We start from the raw sequence: 16175 nt of genomic DNA, 5'->3' as shown, positions 1-16175 counted from the left end.
GGCGCGGGACCGCGCGGAGCCGTCGCCGTCGGGGCCGGCGCGGGCTGCGCGGCGGGCGCCGCGGGGAGCGGTGGCGCGGAGCCCGGGGTCGCACCGTCCGACGGCTCGGGCTTCGGCGCCGCGGTCGGCCTTGCCGGAGCGGGCGAGGCACCAGCCGGGTCCGCGGCCGGGGCGACCGGGTCGGCCGGCGAACCACCGGCAGCGGGCGCAGCCGGGGCGTCGTCCGGGCCGGGCTCGGGGCGCCCGGGGGTCGGTTCGGCAGGGGTGGCGGGCGGGCCGGCGTCGGTCATGGCGCCCACGCTAGGGACTGCCGCACGCCTGCGACGGCCGTGCCGGGGGCGGTCCGGTGAGGGTTGTGTTCGCGAGCGTGCACATCCGGTGACGGAGCCCGGACCGCGCTGCCGCCCAGGTCAGAAGGTCGCGCGGCCGTCCTCCGGCATCGGGTGGTCGGCGGCCTCGAACGGGGTCGGGCGCAGCGCCGAGTACACCGCGCCGGCCCGGGTGCGCCGCTGCTCGACGAGGTCGAAGCCGGTCGGCGGGGCGTCCTCGGCGAACAGCCGCTTGCCGTGCCCGACGGCGACCGGGAACACCAGGAGCCGGAACTCGTCGACGAGGCCCGCGGCGTGCAGCGTCCGCACGAGCGCGCCGCTGCCGTGCACCTGCAGCTCGTCGCCGGGCTTCTCCTTGAGCGCGGCGACCGCCTGCACGACGTCGTCCCCCAGCACCGTGGTCGACGCCCAGCCCGGCTCGGTCACGGTGCGCGACGCGAGGTACTTGGGCAGCCCGTTGAGCGCGACGCCGACGAGGTCGCCGGGGTCGGTGACCTGGGTCCAGTAGTCGCGCATCATGTCGAACGTCGTGCGCCCGAGCAGGATCGCCCCCGCGCGCGAGAACCAGTCGTCGACGATCGCGCCCATGTCCTCGTCGGCGTACGGCACGAGCCACCCGCCGCGCGTGAAGCCGCCTGAGGCGTCCTCGTCGGCCGCCCCCGGGCCCTGCATGACGCCGTCGACGGTCAGGAACGTGTGCACGGTGAGCCGCACGGGTCTCTCCTCCGGGAGCAGGGCGCTGGTCGGGGGTGTGGACCGGCGCGCGCGGCGGAACTCATCGTTCGCTGCGGGCGGACCCCGTGTCCGGTGCGCAGGCCGCACGCGCTGCTACGTTCGCCAGGAGACGACCCGGGAGGTCCCCATGGCGCGTGAACCCCTGCTGCGACGGCTCGTCGGCTCGATCCTGCGGGCACGGCGCGAGGCCCAGGGCCGCACGCTGCGCGACGTCGCGACCGACGCCCGGGTCTCGGTCGCGTACCTGTCCGAGATCGAGCGCGGCCGCAAGGAGGCGTCGTCCGAGGTGCTCGTCGCGGTGTGCGGCGCACTCGGGATGGGTCTGGCCGACCTGCTCGCGGACGCGCACCGGACGCTCGTCGGGCACGCGCAGGTCGTCGACCTGACGGCGCTCCCGGGGCGGACGAGCGGCGGCACGCTCCACGTGCTGCAGCCCGTGCACGCCCCGGGCCCGACGACGGGCACGTCCGCCACCGTGCTGCTGCGCGCGGCCTGACCCGGCGGCCTTACGCCGCCTGCACCGCACCCGTCTTGAGCGTGCGCACGACCCCGTCGACCAGCCCGTACGCGACCGCCTCGTCGGCCGTGAGGATCCGGTCCCGGTCGGTGTCGGCACGCAGCTTCTCGACGGTGTGGCCCGTGTGGCGCGCGAGCACCTGCTCGACCTGAGCGCGCAGCCGCAGGACCTCGCGGGCCTGGATCTCGAGGTCCGCCGCGGTGCCCTCCCCGCCGCCCGACGGCTGGTGCAGCAGCACCCGCGCGTGCTCGAGCGCGAACCGCTTCCCCGGAGCCCCGGCCGCCAGCAGGACCGCCGCCGCCGACGCCGCCTGACCCATGCAGAACGTCTGGACCTGCGGCTTGACGAACTGCATCGTGTCGTAGATCGCCATGAGCGCGGTGAGCGAGCCGCCGGGCGAGTTGATGTACAGGCTGATGTCGAGGTCAGCGCTCTCCGACTGCAGGTGGAGCAGCTGCGCGATCGTCACGTTCGCGACGCCGTCGTCGATCTCGGTGCCGAGGAAGATGATCCGCTCCGACAGCAGCCGGCTGTAGACGTCCGAGAACCGCTCCCCGGTCGGCCGCTGCTCGACGACCATCGGGACGGTGTACTGCCCGGCCATCAGAGGCCGACCTTCGCGCGGCCGGCGTCGGGGCGCACGTCGTCGAGCTGCGTGACGACCCGATCGACGATCCCGTACTCGCGCGCCTCGTCGGCCGTGAACCAGCGGTCCCGGTCGCTGTCGCGCTCGATGGTCTCGACGGGCTGGCCCGTGTGCTCGGCGATGAGCCCCTGCATGGTGCGCTTCACGTGCGCCATGTTCTGCGCCTGGATGGCGATGTCGACCGCGGTGCCGCCGAGCCCGCCGGACGGCTGGTGCATGAGGACGCGGGCGTGGCGCAGCGCGAACCGCTTGCCGGGCGTGCCGGCCGCGAGCAGGAACTGCGCGGCGCTCGCGGCGAGCCCCATCGCGAGCGTCGCGACGTCGTTGGGGATGAGCCGCATGGTGTCGTAGATCGCGAGCCCGGCGCTCACCGAGCCGCCCGGGGAGTTGATGTAGAGCGCGATGTCGCGGCGCGGGTCCTCCGCGGACAGCAGCAGGAGCTGCGCGCAGATGCGGTTCGCGATGGCGTCGTCGACCTCCCGGCCCAGCACGACGATGCGCTGGTGCAGGAGCCGCGTCGCGAGCTGGTCGTCGAACGGGGCGGGCGGGGCCTCGGTGCGCGCGGTGACCGGCGGGAGGCCGGTCCGTGGCGGGCTGGTGGAGACGGTCATCGGGGTGCCTTCCGGTGCGGGGTTGGTCACCCCACCGTCACACCGCCGGAGCCCCCGGGACCCGTCCGTCTGCCTGCGGCAGATCTGCCGACGGCAGACGCGTCCGGCGCGCGAGCACCCACCACACGATCCCGCCGGCCAGCAGGAGGAACCCGACGAGCCCGAGGCCGATCGCGAGGAAGACCCCGAGGATCGACCCGAAGATCCCGGCGAGGAACGGCGCGAAGTCCTGGTCGGGTGCGAGCAGCACGGTCGCGGTCGAACCGTCCTCGGTCGGCGGCGCGACGACCGTGTACGTGCCGGGCTCGGTGATCGTGAAGGACGCGACGGTGTGCGCGGTGACGCCGCCCCCGCCGGTGGTCGAGGTCACCTGCGGCCCGCGCGAGGTGTCGACCGCCGTGCCGTCCGCGCCGGTGACCACCAGGTCGGCCGCGAGCCCGACGGCGTCGTCGCCGTCGCCCGCACCTCCCCGGTCCGCCGAGGGCTGCGCGACGTAGACCGCGTACCGGTCCGCGGGGAGCTCGACCTCGGTGGCCCCCGGCGCGTCGAGGCTCGCCACGACCGCGGGGCCGGGCTCGCCCTGGGACGTGACGACGCCGAGCGGGAGCACGCCCAGGAACACGCGGGCGACGCCGATGCCGACCACGAGCGTGAGGAGCAGCAGGAGCGCCCCGCCGGCGGTGAGGATCTTCGCCCCGCGCGTCGAGCGCGGGGTCGCCGGCGCCGCGGGGGACGGCCCGGCCGGGGGGTGCGGGACCGGGTGCCGGGTCGGGTTCGGGCCGCTCTGCGGGACGGAGGTGCTCATCCGCGGACCGTAGCGCGCGCCGGCCGGGCCCGGGATGCACGGCGCCAAACCCGTTGACGCGAGACGACGGTCGGTAGTACACCTGCTACATACGATGGCAGACCAACGACATCCCAGGGGTGAACCCATGCGCCACGACGACGTGGTGATCGACGTCCGTGACCTGCGGATGCGGTACGGCACCACCGACGTGCTCGACGGCGTCGACCTGCAGGTCCGGCGCGGTGAGGTCATCGCCCTGCTCGGGCCCAACGGCGCCGGCAAGACCACGACCATCGAGATCCTCGAGGGCTTCCGGAACCGCTCCGGCGGCGAGGTCCGGGTGCTCGGCGAGGACCCCGCGACCGCCGGCGAGGACTGGCGCGCCGGCATCGGCATCGTGCTCCAGTCGTGGCGCGACCACGGTCGCTGGCGGGTCCGCGACCTGCTCGCGCACCTCGGCCGCTACTACGTGCCCTACGGCGTGCCCGGGCGGCCGCGGCCCCGCGACACCGACGAGCTCGTCGCGACCGTCGGGCTCACCGCGCACCCCGATCAGAAGATCTCGACCCTGTCGGGGGGCCAGCGCCGGCGGCTCGACGTCGCGATCGGCATCGTCGGGCGTCCCGACCTGCTGTTCCTCGACGAGCCCACCGCCGGGTTCGACCCCGAGGCGCGGCGCGAGTTCCACGACATCGTGGCCGGGCTCGCCGACCTCGAGGACACCACGATCGTGCTCACGACCCACGACCTCGACGAGGCCGAGAAGCTCGCCGACCGCATCCTCATCCTCGCGGGCGGCCGGATCGTGGCCGACGGCAGCGCCGACGCGCTCGCCCGCGAGGTGGCCGGGACGTCCGAGGTCCGCTGGGCCCGCGGCGGCGAGCGGTTCGTGCACCCCGCGCACGACGCGACCGCGTTCGTCCGCGAGCTCCTCGCGCAGCACGACGACGTCACCGACCTCGAGGTCCGCCGCACCACGCTCGAGGACTCGTACATGACCCTGGTGCACCGGCACGAGACGGCCCCGGACAGCCGTCGGCTCCTTGAGGCGACCCGATGAACCACACGACCTACGCTGTCCGCGTCGGGATCGGGCGCGGCCTCGCGGAGTTCCGGCAGAGCCTGCGCAGCTCGCAGGACTGGATGTTCTACGTCGTCGTCGGCCTCGGGTCCCTCGCCTACCTGTGGGCCAACCGGGACACGCCCGTCGAGGGGACCGGGCTCCTGCTCCCGACCCTCATCCTGCCCAGCATGCTGGGCGCGCTCGTGGTGTTCGGCGGCATCGTCGGCCCCGCCTTCACGCTGTCGATCGAGCGGGAGGACGGCACCCTGCTGCGCGCCAAGGCGGTGCCCCACGGCATGACCGGCTACGTCTCCGGGCAGTTCCTGTTCCAGAGCCTCGGCGTGCTGCCCATGCTCGTCGTGCTGCTCGTGCCGAGCGCGCTGCTGTTCGACGGGCTCATGCACCAGGGCGCGCAGGGCTGGCTCGCCGTCGCCGGCTACCTCGTGCTCGGCCTGGTCACCTGCCTGCCGATCGGGTTCATCATCGGCTCGCTCGCCACGAGCCCGAACAAGGTGAGCACGTGGGGCATGCTGCCCGTCATCGGGCTCGCGATCATCTCGGGCATCTTCGTGCCGCTCAGCTCGCTCCCGGGGTGGCTCCAGAGCGTCGCCCAGCTGTTCCCGATGTACTGGGTGGGGCTCGGCATGAGGTCCGCCTTCCTGCCGGACGCCGCCGCCGCGCTCGAGATCGGCGGCTCGTGGCGCACGCTCGAGACCGTCGTCGTGCTCGTACTGTGGGCGGTCGTGTCGATGCTCCTGCTCCCCCCGCTGCTGCGCCGCATGGCCCGGCGCGAGTCCGGCTCGTCCGTCGAGGCCCGCCGGCAGGAACGGATGCAGCGCGTTGGCTGAGGCCGTGGGCCGGGAGGCGGAGGGGTCGCGAGCGGGCGGGCGGCCGGCGGAGCAGGCGCAGGCGCAGGCGGCCGAGCCCCGGGCGCCCGGGCTGCGCACCGCCGGTCCACCGCCCGCGGGCCAGCGGGCGCCCGAGACCGTCCACAACCGCATCGCGGTGCTGCGCGCCGAGCGCGGGATCTCGCGCCGCCAGCTCGCCGAGGCCCTCGACGTCCACTACCAGACCGTCGGCTACCTCGAACGCGGCGAGTACAGCCCGAGCCTGTTCCTCGCGCTGCGCATCGCCGAGCACTTCGAGGTGCCGGTCGAGGTCGTGTTCTCGACACGCCCGTTCCCGCGCATCGGGAGCTGACCGGCGACCACCCCGAGCGCGTCGTCCGCCGAGACGTGCAGCGACCCGCTCGCCGGGGTTCCTCCGCCCGTGGAGCGCAACCCGTCGCGGAGGCGTGTCCTACGACGACTCAGGCCTCTCCCGGAGCGCGGCGACCGCGGACTCGAACCCCTCGTCGGCGAAAGCCTGCAGCAGCGCCCGCCGGTGCTCGACGGGCAGCTGGTCGCCCGCGGCGATCGCCTTCGTCGCGGCCAGCACGCTCACCTTCACGTCACCGAGCGCCAGCGGGTCCGTGAAGTCCGACCTCGACAGCCCCAACGAGGTGAACGCATCGAGCCCGGCCTCGTCGACCGCACTCAGGACGGCGCGCGGCCAGTGCAGCTCGGCGAGCGCGTACATCGCCGACGTGACCCCGGGACCCTCCGCTCGCACCGCGAGCTCGGGCCAGTCGACCCTCCTCGTCCGCACCTCGTCCAAGAACCGTGCCACCAGGCCTCCGTGCGGTCCGAGCTCGGCGTGCACGTCACTCCTCCTTCACAGTCGGGGTCCATCTGCTCGCGACGCAGCGCGAGCCCTCGGCACCGAGCTTCTGCACCGTCGTCCGGCCCTCCCGGGAGGGCTGCCCCACGGCGTCCTGCGCTCGACGAGACCGTTCTGCCGTACCGGGGTCGCAGTCATCCGGTCACCGGCGACCCTCGGCGTCGAGCACGGGCTGCACGGAGCGGAAGCCGGCCTCGGCGAACGTCTCCAGGAGCGCCCGCCGCTGCGCCGCCGTGAGCCCGTCGCCTGCGGCGATGGCCATCGCCGCAGCCTCGACGCCCGCAGAGATCCTGAGCAGCCGAGCCCCCTCGGGGAAGTCCTCGACCTTCAGTCCGAGACTCCGCACGGCAGCGAGCGCGGCGCTGTACACGGCTGTGCGTGACCACCGCCGACATCGGCGCGTCGCCGATCGCCCGGTTCGCTGCCCGCGCGTCGGCGCTCGGCCGGGAGACCTCGAGGAACCGCCTCCAGCCGTCGACGTCCGTGGCACGGACCTCCCGGAGGAACGTCTCGACCTGCTCGCCCTCGGCACCGAACCTGTGCACAGTCGTTCGCCTCGCACCTCTCGCCCACGCGCGACCGCCTCGAGCGCTCGTCCCCGGCCGGGCTGGAACCTGCGTCCTACCGCGGCAGCCCCAGCATCGCGCGCTCGTACGCCGTCGTCACCCTGGCGTCGACAAACCTCCAGCCCGTCACGTCCTGGACCACCTCACGCACCGCAGTGGCGGCTCGCCGCACGGTCCCCAGATCCCCCTGAGAGGCGGCCACGTCGACCGACCAGAAGACCTCGTCGGCCCAGAACGCCACGCTGCAGTACCCGGTCCCCAGCCCGACGCGCACGTCCGGGTACGTCACGCCGCTCTCGTCGTCGATGCTCTCGCCGGCACGCGCCGCGATGCCCCGCTCCGCGAGCCGCCCCGCGACCGCCTCGGCCCAGCGTGCCGCGGAGGGCGGCGGCCGGAAGTCGAGCTCGGTCGAGAGCTGCCCGTCGGTGGTGAACGACGCCTCGAACCGCAGCCCGACCCAGTCGCCCGGGCCGAGCTCGCGCTCGCTCTGCGCTCGGGCCCTCGCGACCTTCTGCCGCAACCACTCCGGCTGGTTCTCCTCGTCGCGGGGGTACTTCTCGAGGTCGTCGACATAGGTCTCGTCGTCCGGAGGCAGCAACCACGCCGGTTCGTCGTCGTGGTGGAACCGCGTCTGGGTCCGCCCGTCCGCCGTGATCTCGATCTCGACGCCGAACCACGTCCCGGCGCTCGGGACGTACATCACCTCGCGCAGCTCGAAGAGCAGGCGCAGGGTGGCGTCCGGCGGGAAGTCCTCCTCCACCGTGCCCCCGCGCCAGATGTCGAGCCCGTGCTCCGCCGAGTGGGCCAGCGCGCGGAAGTCCAGGACGGCACGGTCCCACGGCTCGTCGAGCTCCGCGACCACGAGACGCGCGACCTCGCCGACGATGCGGGACTGCTCCGGCAAGCGGGTCGTCGAGCGGGCCTCATCTGCTGACATCACTGATCACCTTCCCCCGGCGCGTGAGCGCACCCGGCCGCGGAGGCGAGTCACGGCACGCTGCGGCGCACGGTGGCAGTCCGGCCGGTGCGCGTACCTGTTCTCGACCGCGTGCACCGGGTCCCGCCCATCACCCGTCGGACGGGGCGAGACTCAGGCGCTGTAGGACGCGAGATGACGAGCGAGCACGCCCGGCGCTCGATCCCGCAGCACGGCGTCGAACGAGACGTGCGGCGGCCAGTTCCGGGGCTTGCCGTCCTCGTCCTCGCGTCGCACGCACGGCCGGCCGGCGTACGGGTTCTCGTCCGGGTCGCCCGACCGGAAGACCCAGTCGCCGCCCGCGTTCGACCGGGCGACCTCCCCCAGGTACGCGGCGGACGCGTCGCGCAGGACGTCTGAGGGTGCGGAGCCGGCCGGGACCTCGGTGAGCAACCAGCCCTCGAGCACGTCGACCGAGCCCGGGCTGAGATCGAGCCGGCCACCGTCCGCACCCAGGCGCGAACGGAGCTCCTCGATCCACCCGGGCACCTGGCTCACCCACTCGGCACGCTCCGGGCTCTGCGAGGCCGACTCCGTGGCCTCCGGGGTGAGCCCGGCAACCGGGGCACGGTGAGGTTCCCAGCCCGGCCCTTCCTTCTCACGGCGCTCGACGACGCGCGCGCTCTGTGCGTCGAACACCTTGGTGAGGACCTGGCCGGTGCGTCGGGCGAGCAGGGTGGTCATGAGGTTGAACGGCGAGATCGCCGTCCTGTCCAGAGTGTCGAGCCGGATGTACGGGCGTCCGCCCAGGATCGACGAGGCGTCGTCGTCGACGAACCAGCTCCCGCCGCCGAGGCGCAGCAGCGTCTCGCCGATGTACCGGACTGCGCCGTCGACGAAGTCGGGGTCCGGCTGCTCGGCGAACGCCGCACGGTCCGGCCACCGCTCGAGCATGTGTGCCTCGAGCTCGGCGAGCGACTCGCGCCGGAACCCTCGCGTCCAGGACTGCGGCATCAGGAAGTCCTCGAAGCGTGCGAGACGCGGGTGCATCTCCTCGAGCCACTGCTCGAACTGCTCGTTCGCCTGACCGACGGTCACGAATCACCTTTCGGAGAAAGAACGCGGAGACAATGCCGACCTAGCGGATCACCGCTTGCCCGAAGAACACTTCCCATTCTATGCCAGCCGCTTCCAGCCTCCGGATGGTGCCCGCCTTCGGCGGCTTGCCGAACACGTACTTGATCTCCCACCCCGCGTCGACGAGCTCCTTGTCCTTCACGAGCTGGCGCTTGTCGATGCCGCCGCCGGACTTCATCTCGAGGGCCCGCTGCTCGGCGGCGAGGAGACCGTCGTAGTTCCGGTTCACGCCGGTCAGCTGCTCGACGGACTCGTTGCGCAGCCACCCCGCCGAGGACTCCCGGACGTCGAAGTACGCGGACTCGAAGGCCACACCCCGGGCATGGTGACCCTGGTTGCGGATGTAGGTGTCGCGCCACCTCTCCCACGAGAGACCGCCACCGTTCTTCTTGTCCAGGTACTCGCTCCAGCGGGCGAGCATGTGCTCTCGCGAGCCGGACGGGTGGCTCTTCGACGGGCCGACGTCCAGCAGCTCGGTCGCCTGAGGCTTCGGGGTCCCGTGCAGCGGCTCGGCGGGGTTCTCGTACGCGTAGACGTAAGGGGACTCCTTCGTGCCGGCGCCGGTGCCGACCTCCGGTTCCGCGGGATCGCGAGGAGCAGCGGGGGTGTCACCGTCACGGCCCACGGGCTCGCCCCCGTCGGGCGCTGCATCGGGGCGGTCCGCGGGCTCGGCCGGAGAGCCGTCGCGGTCGGGGACGCCCGGCTCGCCGGTGCTCGGACCGCGCCCGTCACCGGGCGCCTGAGTGCCGTCCCCGGCCCGCGGGCTCTCGTCCACGGGACGCGTACCGGGCCGCTCAGGACCGCTCGCGTCGCCCGGGCGGGCTCCGGGGCTCGACGGGGAGCCGTCCCGGTTCGGGGAGCCGTCCCGGTTCGGGGAGCCGTCCCGGTTCGGGGAGCCGTCCCGGTTCGGGGAGCCGGGACCCGACGCGTCACCCCCACCGTTGCCCGCCGGCCGCGCCGGCGTGACGTCCACGTCAGGCGCCGACACGCGCGGCGCAGGGGCCGACCCGATCGGCGAGGACCCGCGGGACGACGGGAAGAGGTCGCTGCTGACGGGAGGCCGCCGCGGCGTGACCGACGGCGTACCGTCGGCCGCGGAGCTGGCCATCGCGGTGGCGTTGAACCGGATGCCGCCGCCCCCTGCGCCCACACCGGCGAGCGCGGGCCCGCGCAGGTTGCCCGCGAGCAGGTCGCCCCCGAAGACGAGCGCCTCCCGCAGAGCGGTGGCGACCTTGATCCCGCCCTTGACGACCCAGGACCCGCCCTGGACCACGAACTCCGTCGCCATGGCGACGAACTTGGCGCCCTTCGCCGCGATCGACCCACCCTTGGCGAGCGTCCCGACCTGCCCGGCGCCGGGGATGAAGAACGTGCCGACGCTCAGCACGGCACCGGTGCCGGCCGCGACGCCGTCCTCCTTCCACTTGTGCCAGCCGTCCTCGGCCCCGTGGTCGTAGCCGACGAGGCTGCCCAGGCCGCCGACGACGGTGTCGTACCGGTCGTCCATGAACCGGATGAAGTCGTTGTCGGTGTCCCCGTTCGCCTGCATGCCGATCGCGACCCAGGCGACGGGCGACGCGAACAGCGCGATCGACCCGACGAGGTCGCCCAGCCCGCCCCAGGCCTGCCCGTACGCGGATCCCTCGAAGTAGCCGCCCGTCTCCGGGTTGTAGCCGAGCACGAGCATGCCCGCGCCCTGCACGATGTCCTTGCCGAACGTGTACGCGCCGCTGCCGACCGACTCCGGGCAGTTGCGGTCCTCCTCGCGCGGCTCGCCCCACGGCATGGGCTGTGCCGGGTTGGTGAACGCCTCCGCCGGGATCACCTCGACCGGCGTGACGCACATGTTCGTGACGAGGCGGTTGATGTCGTTGGCGCACTGTGCGCTCGCCGTCGAGACGTCCTCGAGCAGCTCCGCGTACTCGGCGAGCAGGTCCTTGTTGCGCTGGACGGTGTCCCCGTCCTCGTACCAGGGCACCGTCACCTGGCGCTCGTCGACGCCGGGGATGAAGTCGACCGCGCCCTTCAGGGTGTCACCGAAGCTGGCATCGTTCGCCGACGACGCGTCGACCTGCACCCCGTTGATGACCTCGGCCCGGAACGCCGCCGCCCGCCGCTCGAACGACGCCAGCCGCGGCTTGATCCCCGCGAGCGCGGTCGCGTACGTCTCGAGGTGCCCCGCCATCGTGTGGAACGCGGTCTTCAGCTCGTTCGCCGACGTCACGGCCGGGCGCATCAGGTCGTAGACGCGCTGCTGCTCGGGCGCCTCGTAGCTGTGCGTGAGCCCGTTCCAGCTCGTCGCGATCGAGCTCGTCTCGTCCTGCACCGACGCGCCCATCGTCTTCACGGACGCCGCCGAGACCCGGACCTTCTCCGGGTCCAGGTCCGCGGACTTCGCCGGGAACGCCGCCGGGTTGATGAGCCCGCCGTCCGCGACGCACTGCGTCGGTGTGACCGTCATGTGTGCCCCCTCAGGCCTTGTACCCGTGCTTCACGAAGTACGAGAAGTCACCCGACTCCGCGGACTTCAGCAGCTCCGCCTGGTACGACCCGGCCATGTCCTCCTGGCCGTTGTTGTACGCGATGACGGCGTTCGAGACGCCCACGACGCCCGCGTTGATGCGGTTGCCGATGTTGCGCAGGTTGGCGCTCTGGTCGCCGAGGACCGCGTTGACGGCGCTCGGGACGTCCTGCGTGAGCGGACCGCCCCAGAGCAGCCCGTCGAGCACGCCCTGGAACTTGTCCTCGGTGAGCGCCTTGCCGAGCTGTTCGGCGTCCGCGTTGACCCCGGTCAGGATGCCCTGCACGTCGGCCGGCGTGATCTTCCAGCGCGTCATGCCCGCTCCCCTCTCCCCCTGGTGACCGCCACGGTGGTGCGGGCGGTCCTGATGGTCCTCGTGGTGCTCGTGCCGGTCATGCCCGCTCCCGGATCACGCCGCCCACCGCGTCGGCGATCGCCTCCGCGAGCGCCCGTGCCGTCTCCGGCGCCCCGTACGGCACGGCCAGGTCCGTCCACAGCGCGAAGGACTGCGGGGGGTCCTGCACCGCGGCCGCGGCCTCGCGCGGGACCGACACCGGCCGCGTCCGGTACACCTGCAGCAGCGCCTGCCCGTCCGCGTCGACGAACTGCCGGATCTGGCCGTCGCGGTACTCCAGGAACGTCCCGAGCGGGTGCTCGACCGACGCGGCACGCACCATCGCCTCGGACGTCGGCTCGACGTCGCTCAGCAGCACGAGCTCGGTGGGCACCTCATACCTCCGTGTCGAGCCCGGTCGCCGCGGCGATCCTGTCGTACCCCAGGTCGTGCGCGAACGAGACGAGCTGCGCCCACAGACCCACGTCGGGGTCGCTGAACCGCACGAGCACGCTCGGCAGGCGCTTGCGTCCGAGCACCGTCACGTCGTGCCGCTCCGCGAGCCGCGCCGGGTCCACCCGCAGGTCGTGCACACCGCGCGGCCCGATGACGACCGCGAGCGGGACCTCGAGGCGCTTCGCCGAGACGCCCTGGGTCGCACCCTCGTCGGTCTCGGCGAGGGACACGAACCCGATCGTCGGCTGGAACCCCTCCGCGACCGCCGCGAGCGTCGCCGACGCCTGCGCGACGACCCCGGCGATCGTCCGGGGGTACGCCCCGACCGGCACGCCGCCCTTGACCTGCTCGAGGACCCCCCGACGCGTCCGCGCGACCGCGACGTCCACGAACGAGCCGTCGGGCCCGCGCGCGTGCATGAGCTCGGACGCCGGCATCCCGCGCCGGGCCGTCTCGGTGAGCACCGCGGTGTCCCACGCCTCGACGAGCGGCTCGTGCAGGCCCCACACGTCGAGCGGCTGCCCGCCGAGCGAGCCGACGACCGACGCCGCGAGCGCCCCGACACGGGTGTCCGCCGCGGCGCGCTGGTGCGCGAACACGTCGAACATGAGCACCCCGCGCGGCTCCGGTGCCGAGCCCGCGAACGTGCCGAGCCGGTCCCGGTCCGTGCCCGAGCGCGGCCACAGGTCCGGGAACGAGTCGATCCGGTACCCCGAGAGCCCGTCGAACACCCGCCCGTCGTCGTGCCGCACGGCCCAGTGCCCCGCGGCGCGACGCATCGCGAGCGAGACGAACGGGCTCAGGCGCGCGTCGGACGACGTCACGAGGACCGGGCGCAGGCGCTCGGTCGTCGCGTGGTCGAGGAACGCGGCCAGGGGCTCCGAGAGCAGCACGGAGCGGCCCGACGCCACGAACACCGAGTACTCGTCATCCCACTCGTCGGCGACCGGGTGGACGATGTGCACGGTCAGTCCGGGATGTAGGACGCGGCCTGCTGCAGGCCGCGACGCGCGATCTCGTCGTTGTCCGCCAGCGAGTTGCGGATCGCGGAGATGATGCCGCGGACCTCGGTGCCCGCTGCGTTCCACTGCTGCTCCATCGCGGCGTAGCGGTCGCTCACCCCGTCGGCCTGGTAGACGGCCATCGCGGCCTTGACGTCCGCGTCGCGTCGCGCGAGAGCCGCCTCGAGCGCGCTCGCGGCCCGCTCGAAGTTGGCCTGCGCCGACTGCGAGGCGTTGATGTCGTAGTCGTTGCGGTCCAGCTGGTTCGTCGACATGGCGGTCCCCCTCAGGCCCTCGGTGCGAACTTGGACGTGTCGGCACCCGCGAAGTCGGCGGAGCCCTCGGCCGAGCGGTGCACGTCGGCACCCTCGTCGGCGGTCGTGACGAACGCGCGGTTCTGCCCGGAGATCGACTCCGTGATGCCGACCAGCGCGTTGTTCAGGACGGTCGAGATGTCGTCCGTGCGCTCCTTGAACGAGACGAACGAGGCCTTGGCGACACCGTTGAACGTGCCCTCGAGCGGCTCGGCCGCCTCCTTGAGGTTCCGCACGAGCTGCCCGAGGTCGTCGGACTCCGTCGCGGTCTTCCGGCCGAGCACCTGCAGCGCGTCGGCCTCCATGGCGAACTTCATGAACCCTCCCCTGCGTGTCATGAATCCACCCGAATCGGGCAGCGGGACGATCGTAGGGCGGACGTCCGACACACGCTACGGAGCACGGCCGACCGGCACGGAACCTCCACGACAGATGTGGGCGGCACGCGCTAGCGTCGAGGCCGGTCAGCCAGCACAGGGGGTCCCATGCCGAGGTCCGCGAGGTCCACGAGATTCACCCGTACCGCACCGGTCCTCGCAGGGGCGGTCGCGCGGTCCGGGGCGCCCGTGCCGTCGGCGCCCTCGCGCGTCGTGGCCCTCCGGGACCCCGCCGGGCTCCCGCCACGACGTCGCGCGTCCTGATCCCGCGACCCGCGCCCCGCCCGGACCTCCCGCACCGATGCGAGCCTTCACCGCCGTCGACCCGCCGCGCACGGACGCACCGTCCGCCCTGCCGCGCGCGCCCGTCCCCACGACCGTCCTCTTCCACGGCGTCGTGCTCGCCGAGACGCGGCGGACCTGGGCTCTGGTCGTGGACGCGGGCGTGGTCGTGCTCGCGCTCGCCGTCGGGCTGCTCGTGACGCCGCTGCTCGGCCTCGTGCTGCCCGTCGCCGCCCTGCTCGGGGTCGTCGCCGGGCTCGTGCGGCACGGGCGCACCCCGGGGCACCGCCTGCTGCGGCTGCGGACCGTCGACGCCCGCACCGGCCTGCCCGGCAGCCCGCTCGCGCTGCTGCCGACGCGCGGCGTGACCGCCGACCTCGTGCGCGGGCGCGACCCGCTGCAGGTGGTCCCCTCGGCGCTGACGCCGGTCTCGCGCAGCACCGCGCCGCGCTCCGCCGATCCCTGGGCCGCGGGCAGCCGCCGCCCGGCGACCGTCGTGCTGCTGACCGACGACGGCTCGGTGCTGCAGGTCACCGGCCCGACCATCGTCGGGCGCAGCCCCGTCGACCCGACCGGCGCGCACCGCCTGCTCGGCATCCCGGACCTGAGCCGCAGCATCTCGCGCAGCCACGCCCTGCTCGAGCCGCACGGCGCCTCGGTGTGGGTCACGGACCTCGGGTCGGCGAACGGCACCGCGGTCGCGCTGCCGGGCGAGCCGCTGGTCCGGCTCGCCCCGAACGTGCGCGTCGAGGCCCCCGTCGGCGCGCGACTGGCGCTCGGCGACCGCGTGGTGCACCTCGCGCAGGCGCAGACCGCGGAGCGCGCGAGCACCGGGGGACGCCGCGCGGCAGGCCCCGGGCCGGAGGGAGCGGCGTGAACGACCCGGACCGGACCCTGATCGAGACGACGCGGACGCACCGCGACCGGCTCGCGTCGGCGCTGTCGTTCGGCGCGCTCGACCGGCGCCGCCCGGTCAACACGAACCTGCGCCGCTTCGTCGGCTCCGTGGTGCTCGCGGCCGTCGCCGGGGTCGGGTGCCTGACCTTCTCGTTCGTCGTCAGCCTGCTCGACGACCGGCGCGAGGACCAGGCGCTCGCCGCGTTCCGCGCCGCGCTGTCCGCCAACCCGATCCAGCCGACCGACCAGATGCCCGAGGACCCGCTCACGGGCTTCCTCGAGGACCCGACGTCCGAGGACCTCATCGACCCGCAGACCGGGTTCGTCGTCGACCGCGAGACCGGGCTGGCCCGCGACCCCGAGGGGAACACCATCGACCCGCGCATCGACTGGTACCTGGACCCGGCGACCGGGTACTACACCGACCCGGCGTCGGGCGTGACGATCGACCCCCGCACGCTGCAGGTCGTCGAGGAGGACCGGTGACCGAGTACACCCGTGTGACGGTGCAGGGCGAGGGCCGCAAGGCCGACCTCGTGCTGCCCGACGACGAGCCGGTCGCCGCGATGCTGCCCGACGTGCTGTCGCTGCTCGACGACGGCCAGGCCCGCTCGGCACGTCCGGTCGCGCTCGTCACGACCGTCGGCGACCAGCTCGACCCGTCGCTCACCCTCGCGGAGCAGGCGGTCGCGCACGGGACGATCCTGCGCGTCGTCCGGGTCGACCAGGCGCCGCCGCCCCCGGAGGTCGCGGACGTCACGGACGTCGCCGCCGACGCGGTGCAGTCCCGGTCCGACGCGTGGCGGCCCGTCTGGGGCGTCGTCGCCGGGGCGGTGCTCGCGGGCGTCCTCGGGTTCCTCGCGGCCGGGCTCGCGGTGCGCGACGTCGACGTCCCGGCCGCCACGCTGCTCGGGGCGTGCGCCGCGCTCGCCGTCGTCGCTGCGCTGCTCGCGCGCCGGGGCCGCAC

The 16175-nt window shown here is 73.8% G+C and carries 20 protein-coding genes; 7 read left to right on the top strand and 13 right to left on the bottom strand.

What is annotated here, in order from left to right:
- Nucleotides 1-410 precede the first annotated feature (410 nt).
- Nucleotides 411-1043: a dihydrofolate reductase family protein gene (locus AB6N24_RS19895; RefSeq protein WP_412871111.1), complete on the bottom strand. Its 633-nt coding sequence runs from the start codon at nt 1041-1043 to the stop codon at nt 411-413.
- 148 nt (nt 1044-1191) lie between these two features.
- Here AB6N24_RS19895 and AB6N24_RS19890 point away from each other — a divergent pair, with 148 nt between their 5' ends.
- Nucleotides 1192-1560, top strand: coding sequence for a helix-turn-helix domain-containing protein (locus AB6N24_RS19890; protein ID WP_412871110.1), 369 nt, complete (start codon nt 1192-1194; stop codon nt 1558-1560).
- Between the two features lie 10 nt (nt 1561-1570).
- Here the strand turns inward: AB6N24_RS19890 and AB6N24_RS19885 are convergent, their stop codons facing one another.
- Genes AB6N24_RS19885 through AB6N24_RS19875 form a run of 3 tightly spaced genes read right to left on the bottom strand, consistent with a single transcriptional unit; the run spans nt 1571 to nt 3643 of the window.
- Nucleotides 1571-2185, bottom strand: coding sequence for an ATP-dependent Clp protease proteolytic subunit (locus AB6N24_RS19885; RefSeq protein WP_412871109.1), 615 nt, complete (start codon nt 2183-2185; stop codon nt 1571-1573).
- Nucleotides 2185-2838 carry a ClpP family protease gene (locus tag AB6N24_RS19880; protein ID WP_412871108.1) on the bottom strand — a complete coding sequence of 218 codons (654 nt, stop codon included), beginning with the start codon at nt 2836-2838 and terminating at the stop codon, nt 2185-2187. The genes AB6N24_RS19885 and AB6N24_RS19880 overlap by 1 nt, the downstream gene beginning before the upstream one ends.
- A 37-nt stretch (nt 2839-2875) precedes the next feature.
- Complete coding sequence (locus AB6N24_RS19875; protein ID WP_412871107.1) at nt 2876-3643, bottom strand: hypothetical protein; 768 nt, start codon at nt 3641-3643, stop codon at nt 2876-2878.
- 127 nt (nt 3644-3770) lie between these two features.
- On the opposite strand from AB6N24_RS19875, the gene AB6N24_RS19870 reads away from it, so the two are divergent.
- From AB6N24_RS19870 to AB6N24_RS19860, 3 genes are read left to right on the top strand one after another with little or no spacing between them, the layout of a single operon-like run.
- Nucleotides 3771-4685, top strand: coding sequence for an ABC transporter ATP-binding protein (locus tag AB6N24_RS19870; protein WP_412871106.1), 915 nt, complete (start codon nt 3771-3773; stop codon nt 4683-4685).
- Nucleotides 4682-5536, top strand: a complete 855-nt coding sequence (locus tag AB6N24_RS19865; RefSeq protein WP_412871105.1) for an ABC transporter permease — start codon at nt 4682-4684, stop codon at nt 5534-5536. The genes AB6N24_RS19870 and AB6N24_RS19865 overlap by 4 nt, the downstream gene beginning before the upstream one ends.
- Before the next feature lie 4 nt (nt 5537-5540).
- Nucleotides 5541-5888, top strand: coding sequence for a helix-turn-helix transcriptional regulator (locus AB6N24_RS19860; RefSeq protein WP_412871104.1), 348 nt, complete (start codon nt 5541-5543; stop codon nt 5886-5888).
- A gap of 99 nt (nt 5889-5987) precedes the next feature.
- On the opposite strand, the gene AB6N24_RS19855 is transcribed toward AB6N24_RS19860, so the two are convergent.
- The 9 genes from AB6N24_RS19855 to AB6N24_RS19815 all read right to left on the bottom strand — a co-directional run bounded on the left by AB6N24_RS19855 (nt 5988) and on the right by AB6N24_RS19815 (nt 13990).
- Nucleotides 5988-6356, bottom strand: a complete 369-nt coding sequence (locus AB6N24_RS19855; protein WP_412871103.1) for a hypothetical protein — start codon at nt 6354-6356, stop codon at nt 5988-5990.
- A 672-nt stretch (nt 6357-7028) separates the two neighbouring features.
- Nucleotides 7029-7910, bottom strand: a complete 882-nt coding sequence (locus tag AB6N24_RS19850) for a hypothetical protein (protein WP_412871102.1) — start codon at nt 7908-7910, stop codon at nt 7029-7031.
- A gap of 153 nt (nt 7911-8063) precedes the next feature.
- Nucleotides 8064-8987: a hypothetical protein gene (locus AB6N24_RS19845; RefSeq protein WP_412871101.1), complete on the bottom strand. Its 924-nt coding sequence runs from the start codon at nt 8985-8987 to the stop codon at nt 8064-8066.
- 40 nt (nt 8988-9027) lie between these two features.
- A complete protein-coding gene (locus AB6N24_RS19840; RefSeq protein ID WP_412871100.1) occupies nt 9028-11487 on the bottom strand; it encodes a hypothetical protein in 2460 nt (819 codons plus the stop codon).
- A 10-nt stretch (nt 11488-11497) separates the two neighbouring features.
- Nucleotides 11498-11863, bottom strand: coding sequence for a DUF6507 family protein (locus AB6N24_RS19835; protein WP_412871099.1), 366 nt, complete (start codon nt 11861-11863; stop codon nt 11498-11500).
- A 76-nt stretch (nt 11864-11939) separates the two neighbouring features.
- Nucleotides 11940-12275 (bottom strand): hypothetical protein, encoded by a 336-nt coding sequence (locus AB6N24_RS19830; protein WP_412871098.1) that lies wholly within the window; start codon nt 12273-12275, stop codon nt 11940-11942.
- 1 nt (nt 12276) lies between these two features.
- The gene (locus AB6N24_RS19825) at nt 12277-13302 is read right to left on the bottom strand and encodes a DUF6177 family protein (RefSeq protein ID WP_412871097.1); all 1026 of its coding nucleotides are present in this window, start codon (nt 13300-13302) and stop codon (nt 12277-12279) included.
- A 2-nt stretch (nt 13303-13304) separates the two neighbouring features.
- Complete coding sequence (locus tag AB6N24_RS19820) at nt 13305-13613, bottom strand: hypothetical protein (RefSeq protein WP_258724390.1); 309 nt, start codon at nt 13611-13613, stop codon at nt 13305-13307.
- 11 nt (nt 13614-13624) lie between these two features.
- Complete coding sequence (locus AB6N24_RS19815) at nt 13625-13990, bottom strand: hypothetical protein (RefSeq protein ID WP_412871096.1); 366 nt, start codon at nt 13988-13990, stop codon at nt 13625-13627.
- 340 nt (nt 13991-14330) lie between these two features.
- Between AB6N24_RS19815 and AB6N24_RS19810 the strand changes: the two genes are divergently transcribed.
- The 3 genes from AB6N24_RS19810 to AB6N24_RS19800 form a co-directional block, all read left to right on the top strand.
- Nucleotides 14331-15188 carry an FHA domain-containing protein gene (locus AB6N24_RS19810; protein ID WP_412871095.1) on the top strand — a complete coding sequence of 286 codons (858 nt, stop codon included), beginning with the start codon at nt 14331-14333 and terminating at the stop codon, nt 15186-15188.
- Complete coding sequence (locus tag AB6N24_RS19805) at nt 15185-15694, top strand: hypothetical protein (protein WP_412871094.1); 510 nt, start codon at nt 15185-15187, stop codon at nt 15692-15694. The genes AB6N24_RS19810 and AB6N24_RS19805 overlap by 4 nt, the downstream gene beginning before the upstream one ends.
- On the top strand, nt 15691-16175 hold a 485-nt coding region (locus tag AB6N24_RS19800; protein WP_412871093.1), incomplete at its 3' end, for an EsaB/YukD family protein. The genes AB6N24_RS19805 and AB6N24_RS19800, both read left to right, overlap by 4 nt.

Source organism: Cellulomonas jepli (assembly GCF_047229345.1).
In the GTDB taxonomy this organism is placed as follows: domain Bacteria; phylum Actinomycetota; class Actinomycetes; order Actinomycetales; family Cellulomonadaceae; genus Cellulomonas_A.
Note: the sequence above shows the minus strand (reverse complement) of the source record. Positions and strands in the feature narration are given on the sequence as shown.

What these genes read in the sequence shown, in the direction of transcription:
- AB6N24_RS19890 (WP_412871110.1), top strand. Translation starts at nt 1,192, where the DNA reads ATGGCGCGTGAACCCCTGCTGCGACGGCTCGTCGGCTCGATCCTGCGG.
- AB6N24_RS19885 (WP_412871109.1), bottom strand. Translation starts at nt 2,185, where the DNA reads ATGGCCGGGCAGTACACCGTCCCGATGGTCGTCGAGCAGCGGCCGACC.
- AB6N24_RS19880 (WP_412871108.1), bottom strand. Translation starts at nt 2,838, where the DNA reads ATGACCGTCTCCACCAGCCCGCCACGGACCGGCCTCCCGCCGGTCACC.
- AB6N24_RS19875 (WP_412871107.1), bottom strand. Translation starts at nt 3,643, where the DNA reads ATGAGCACCTCCGTCCCGCAGAGCGGCCCGAACCCGACCCGGCACCCG.
- AB6N24_RS19870 (WP_412871106.1), top strand. Translation starts at nt 3,771, where the DNA reads ATGCGCCACGACGACGTGGTGATCGACGTCCGTGACCTGCGGATGCGG.
- AB6N24_RS19865 (WP_412871105.1), top strand. Translation starts at nt 4,682, where the DNA reads ATGAACCACACGACCTACGCTGTCCGCGTCGGGATCGGGCGCGGCCTC.
- AB6N24_RS19850 (WP_412871102.1), bottom strand. Translation starts at nt 7,910, where the DNA reads ATGTCAGCAGATGAGGCCCGCTCGACGACCCGCTTGCCGGAGCAGTCC.
- AB6N24_RS19840 (WP_412871100.1), bottom strand. Translation starts at nt 11,487, where the DNA reads ATGACGGTCACACCGACGCAGTGCGTCGCGGACGGCGGGCTCATCAAC.
- AB6N24_RS19835 (WP_412871099.1), bottom strand. Translation starts at nt 11,863, where the DNA reads ATGACGCGCTGGAAGATCACGCCGGCCGACGTGCAGGGCATCCTGACC.
- AB6N24_RS19820 (WP_258724390.1), bottom strand. Translation starts at nt 13,613, where the DNA reads ATGTCGACGAACCAGCTGGACCGCAACGACTACGACATCAACGCCTCG.
- AB6N24_RS19815 (WP_412871096.1), bottom strand. Translation starts at nt 13,990, where the DNA reads ATGACACGCAGGGGAGGGTTCATGAAGTTCGCCATGGAGGCCGACGCG.
- AB6N24_RS19810 (WP_412871095.1), top strand. Translation starts at nt 14,331, where the DNA reads ATGCGAGCCTTCACCGCCGTCGACCCGCCGCGCACGGACGCACCGTCC.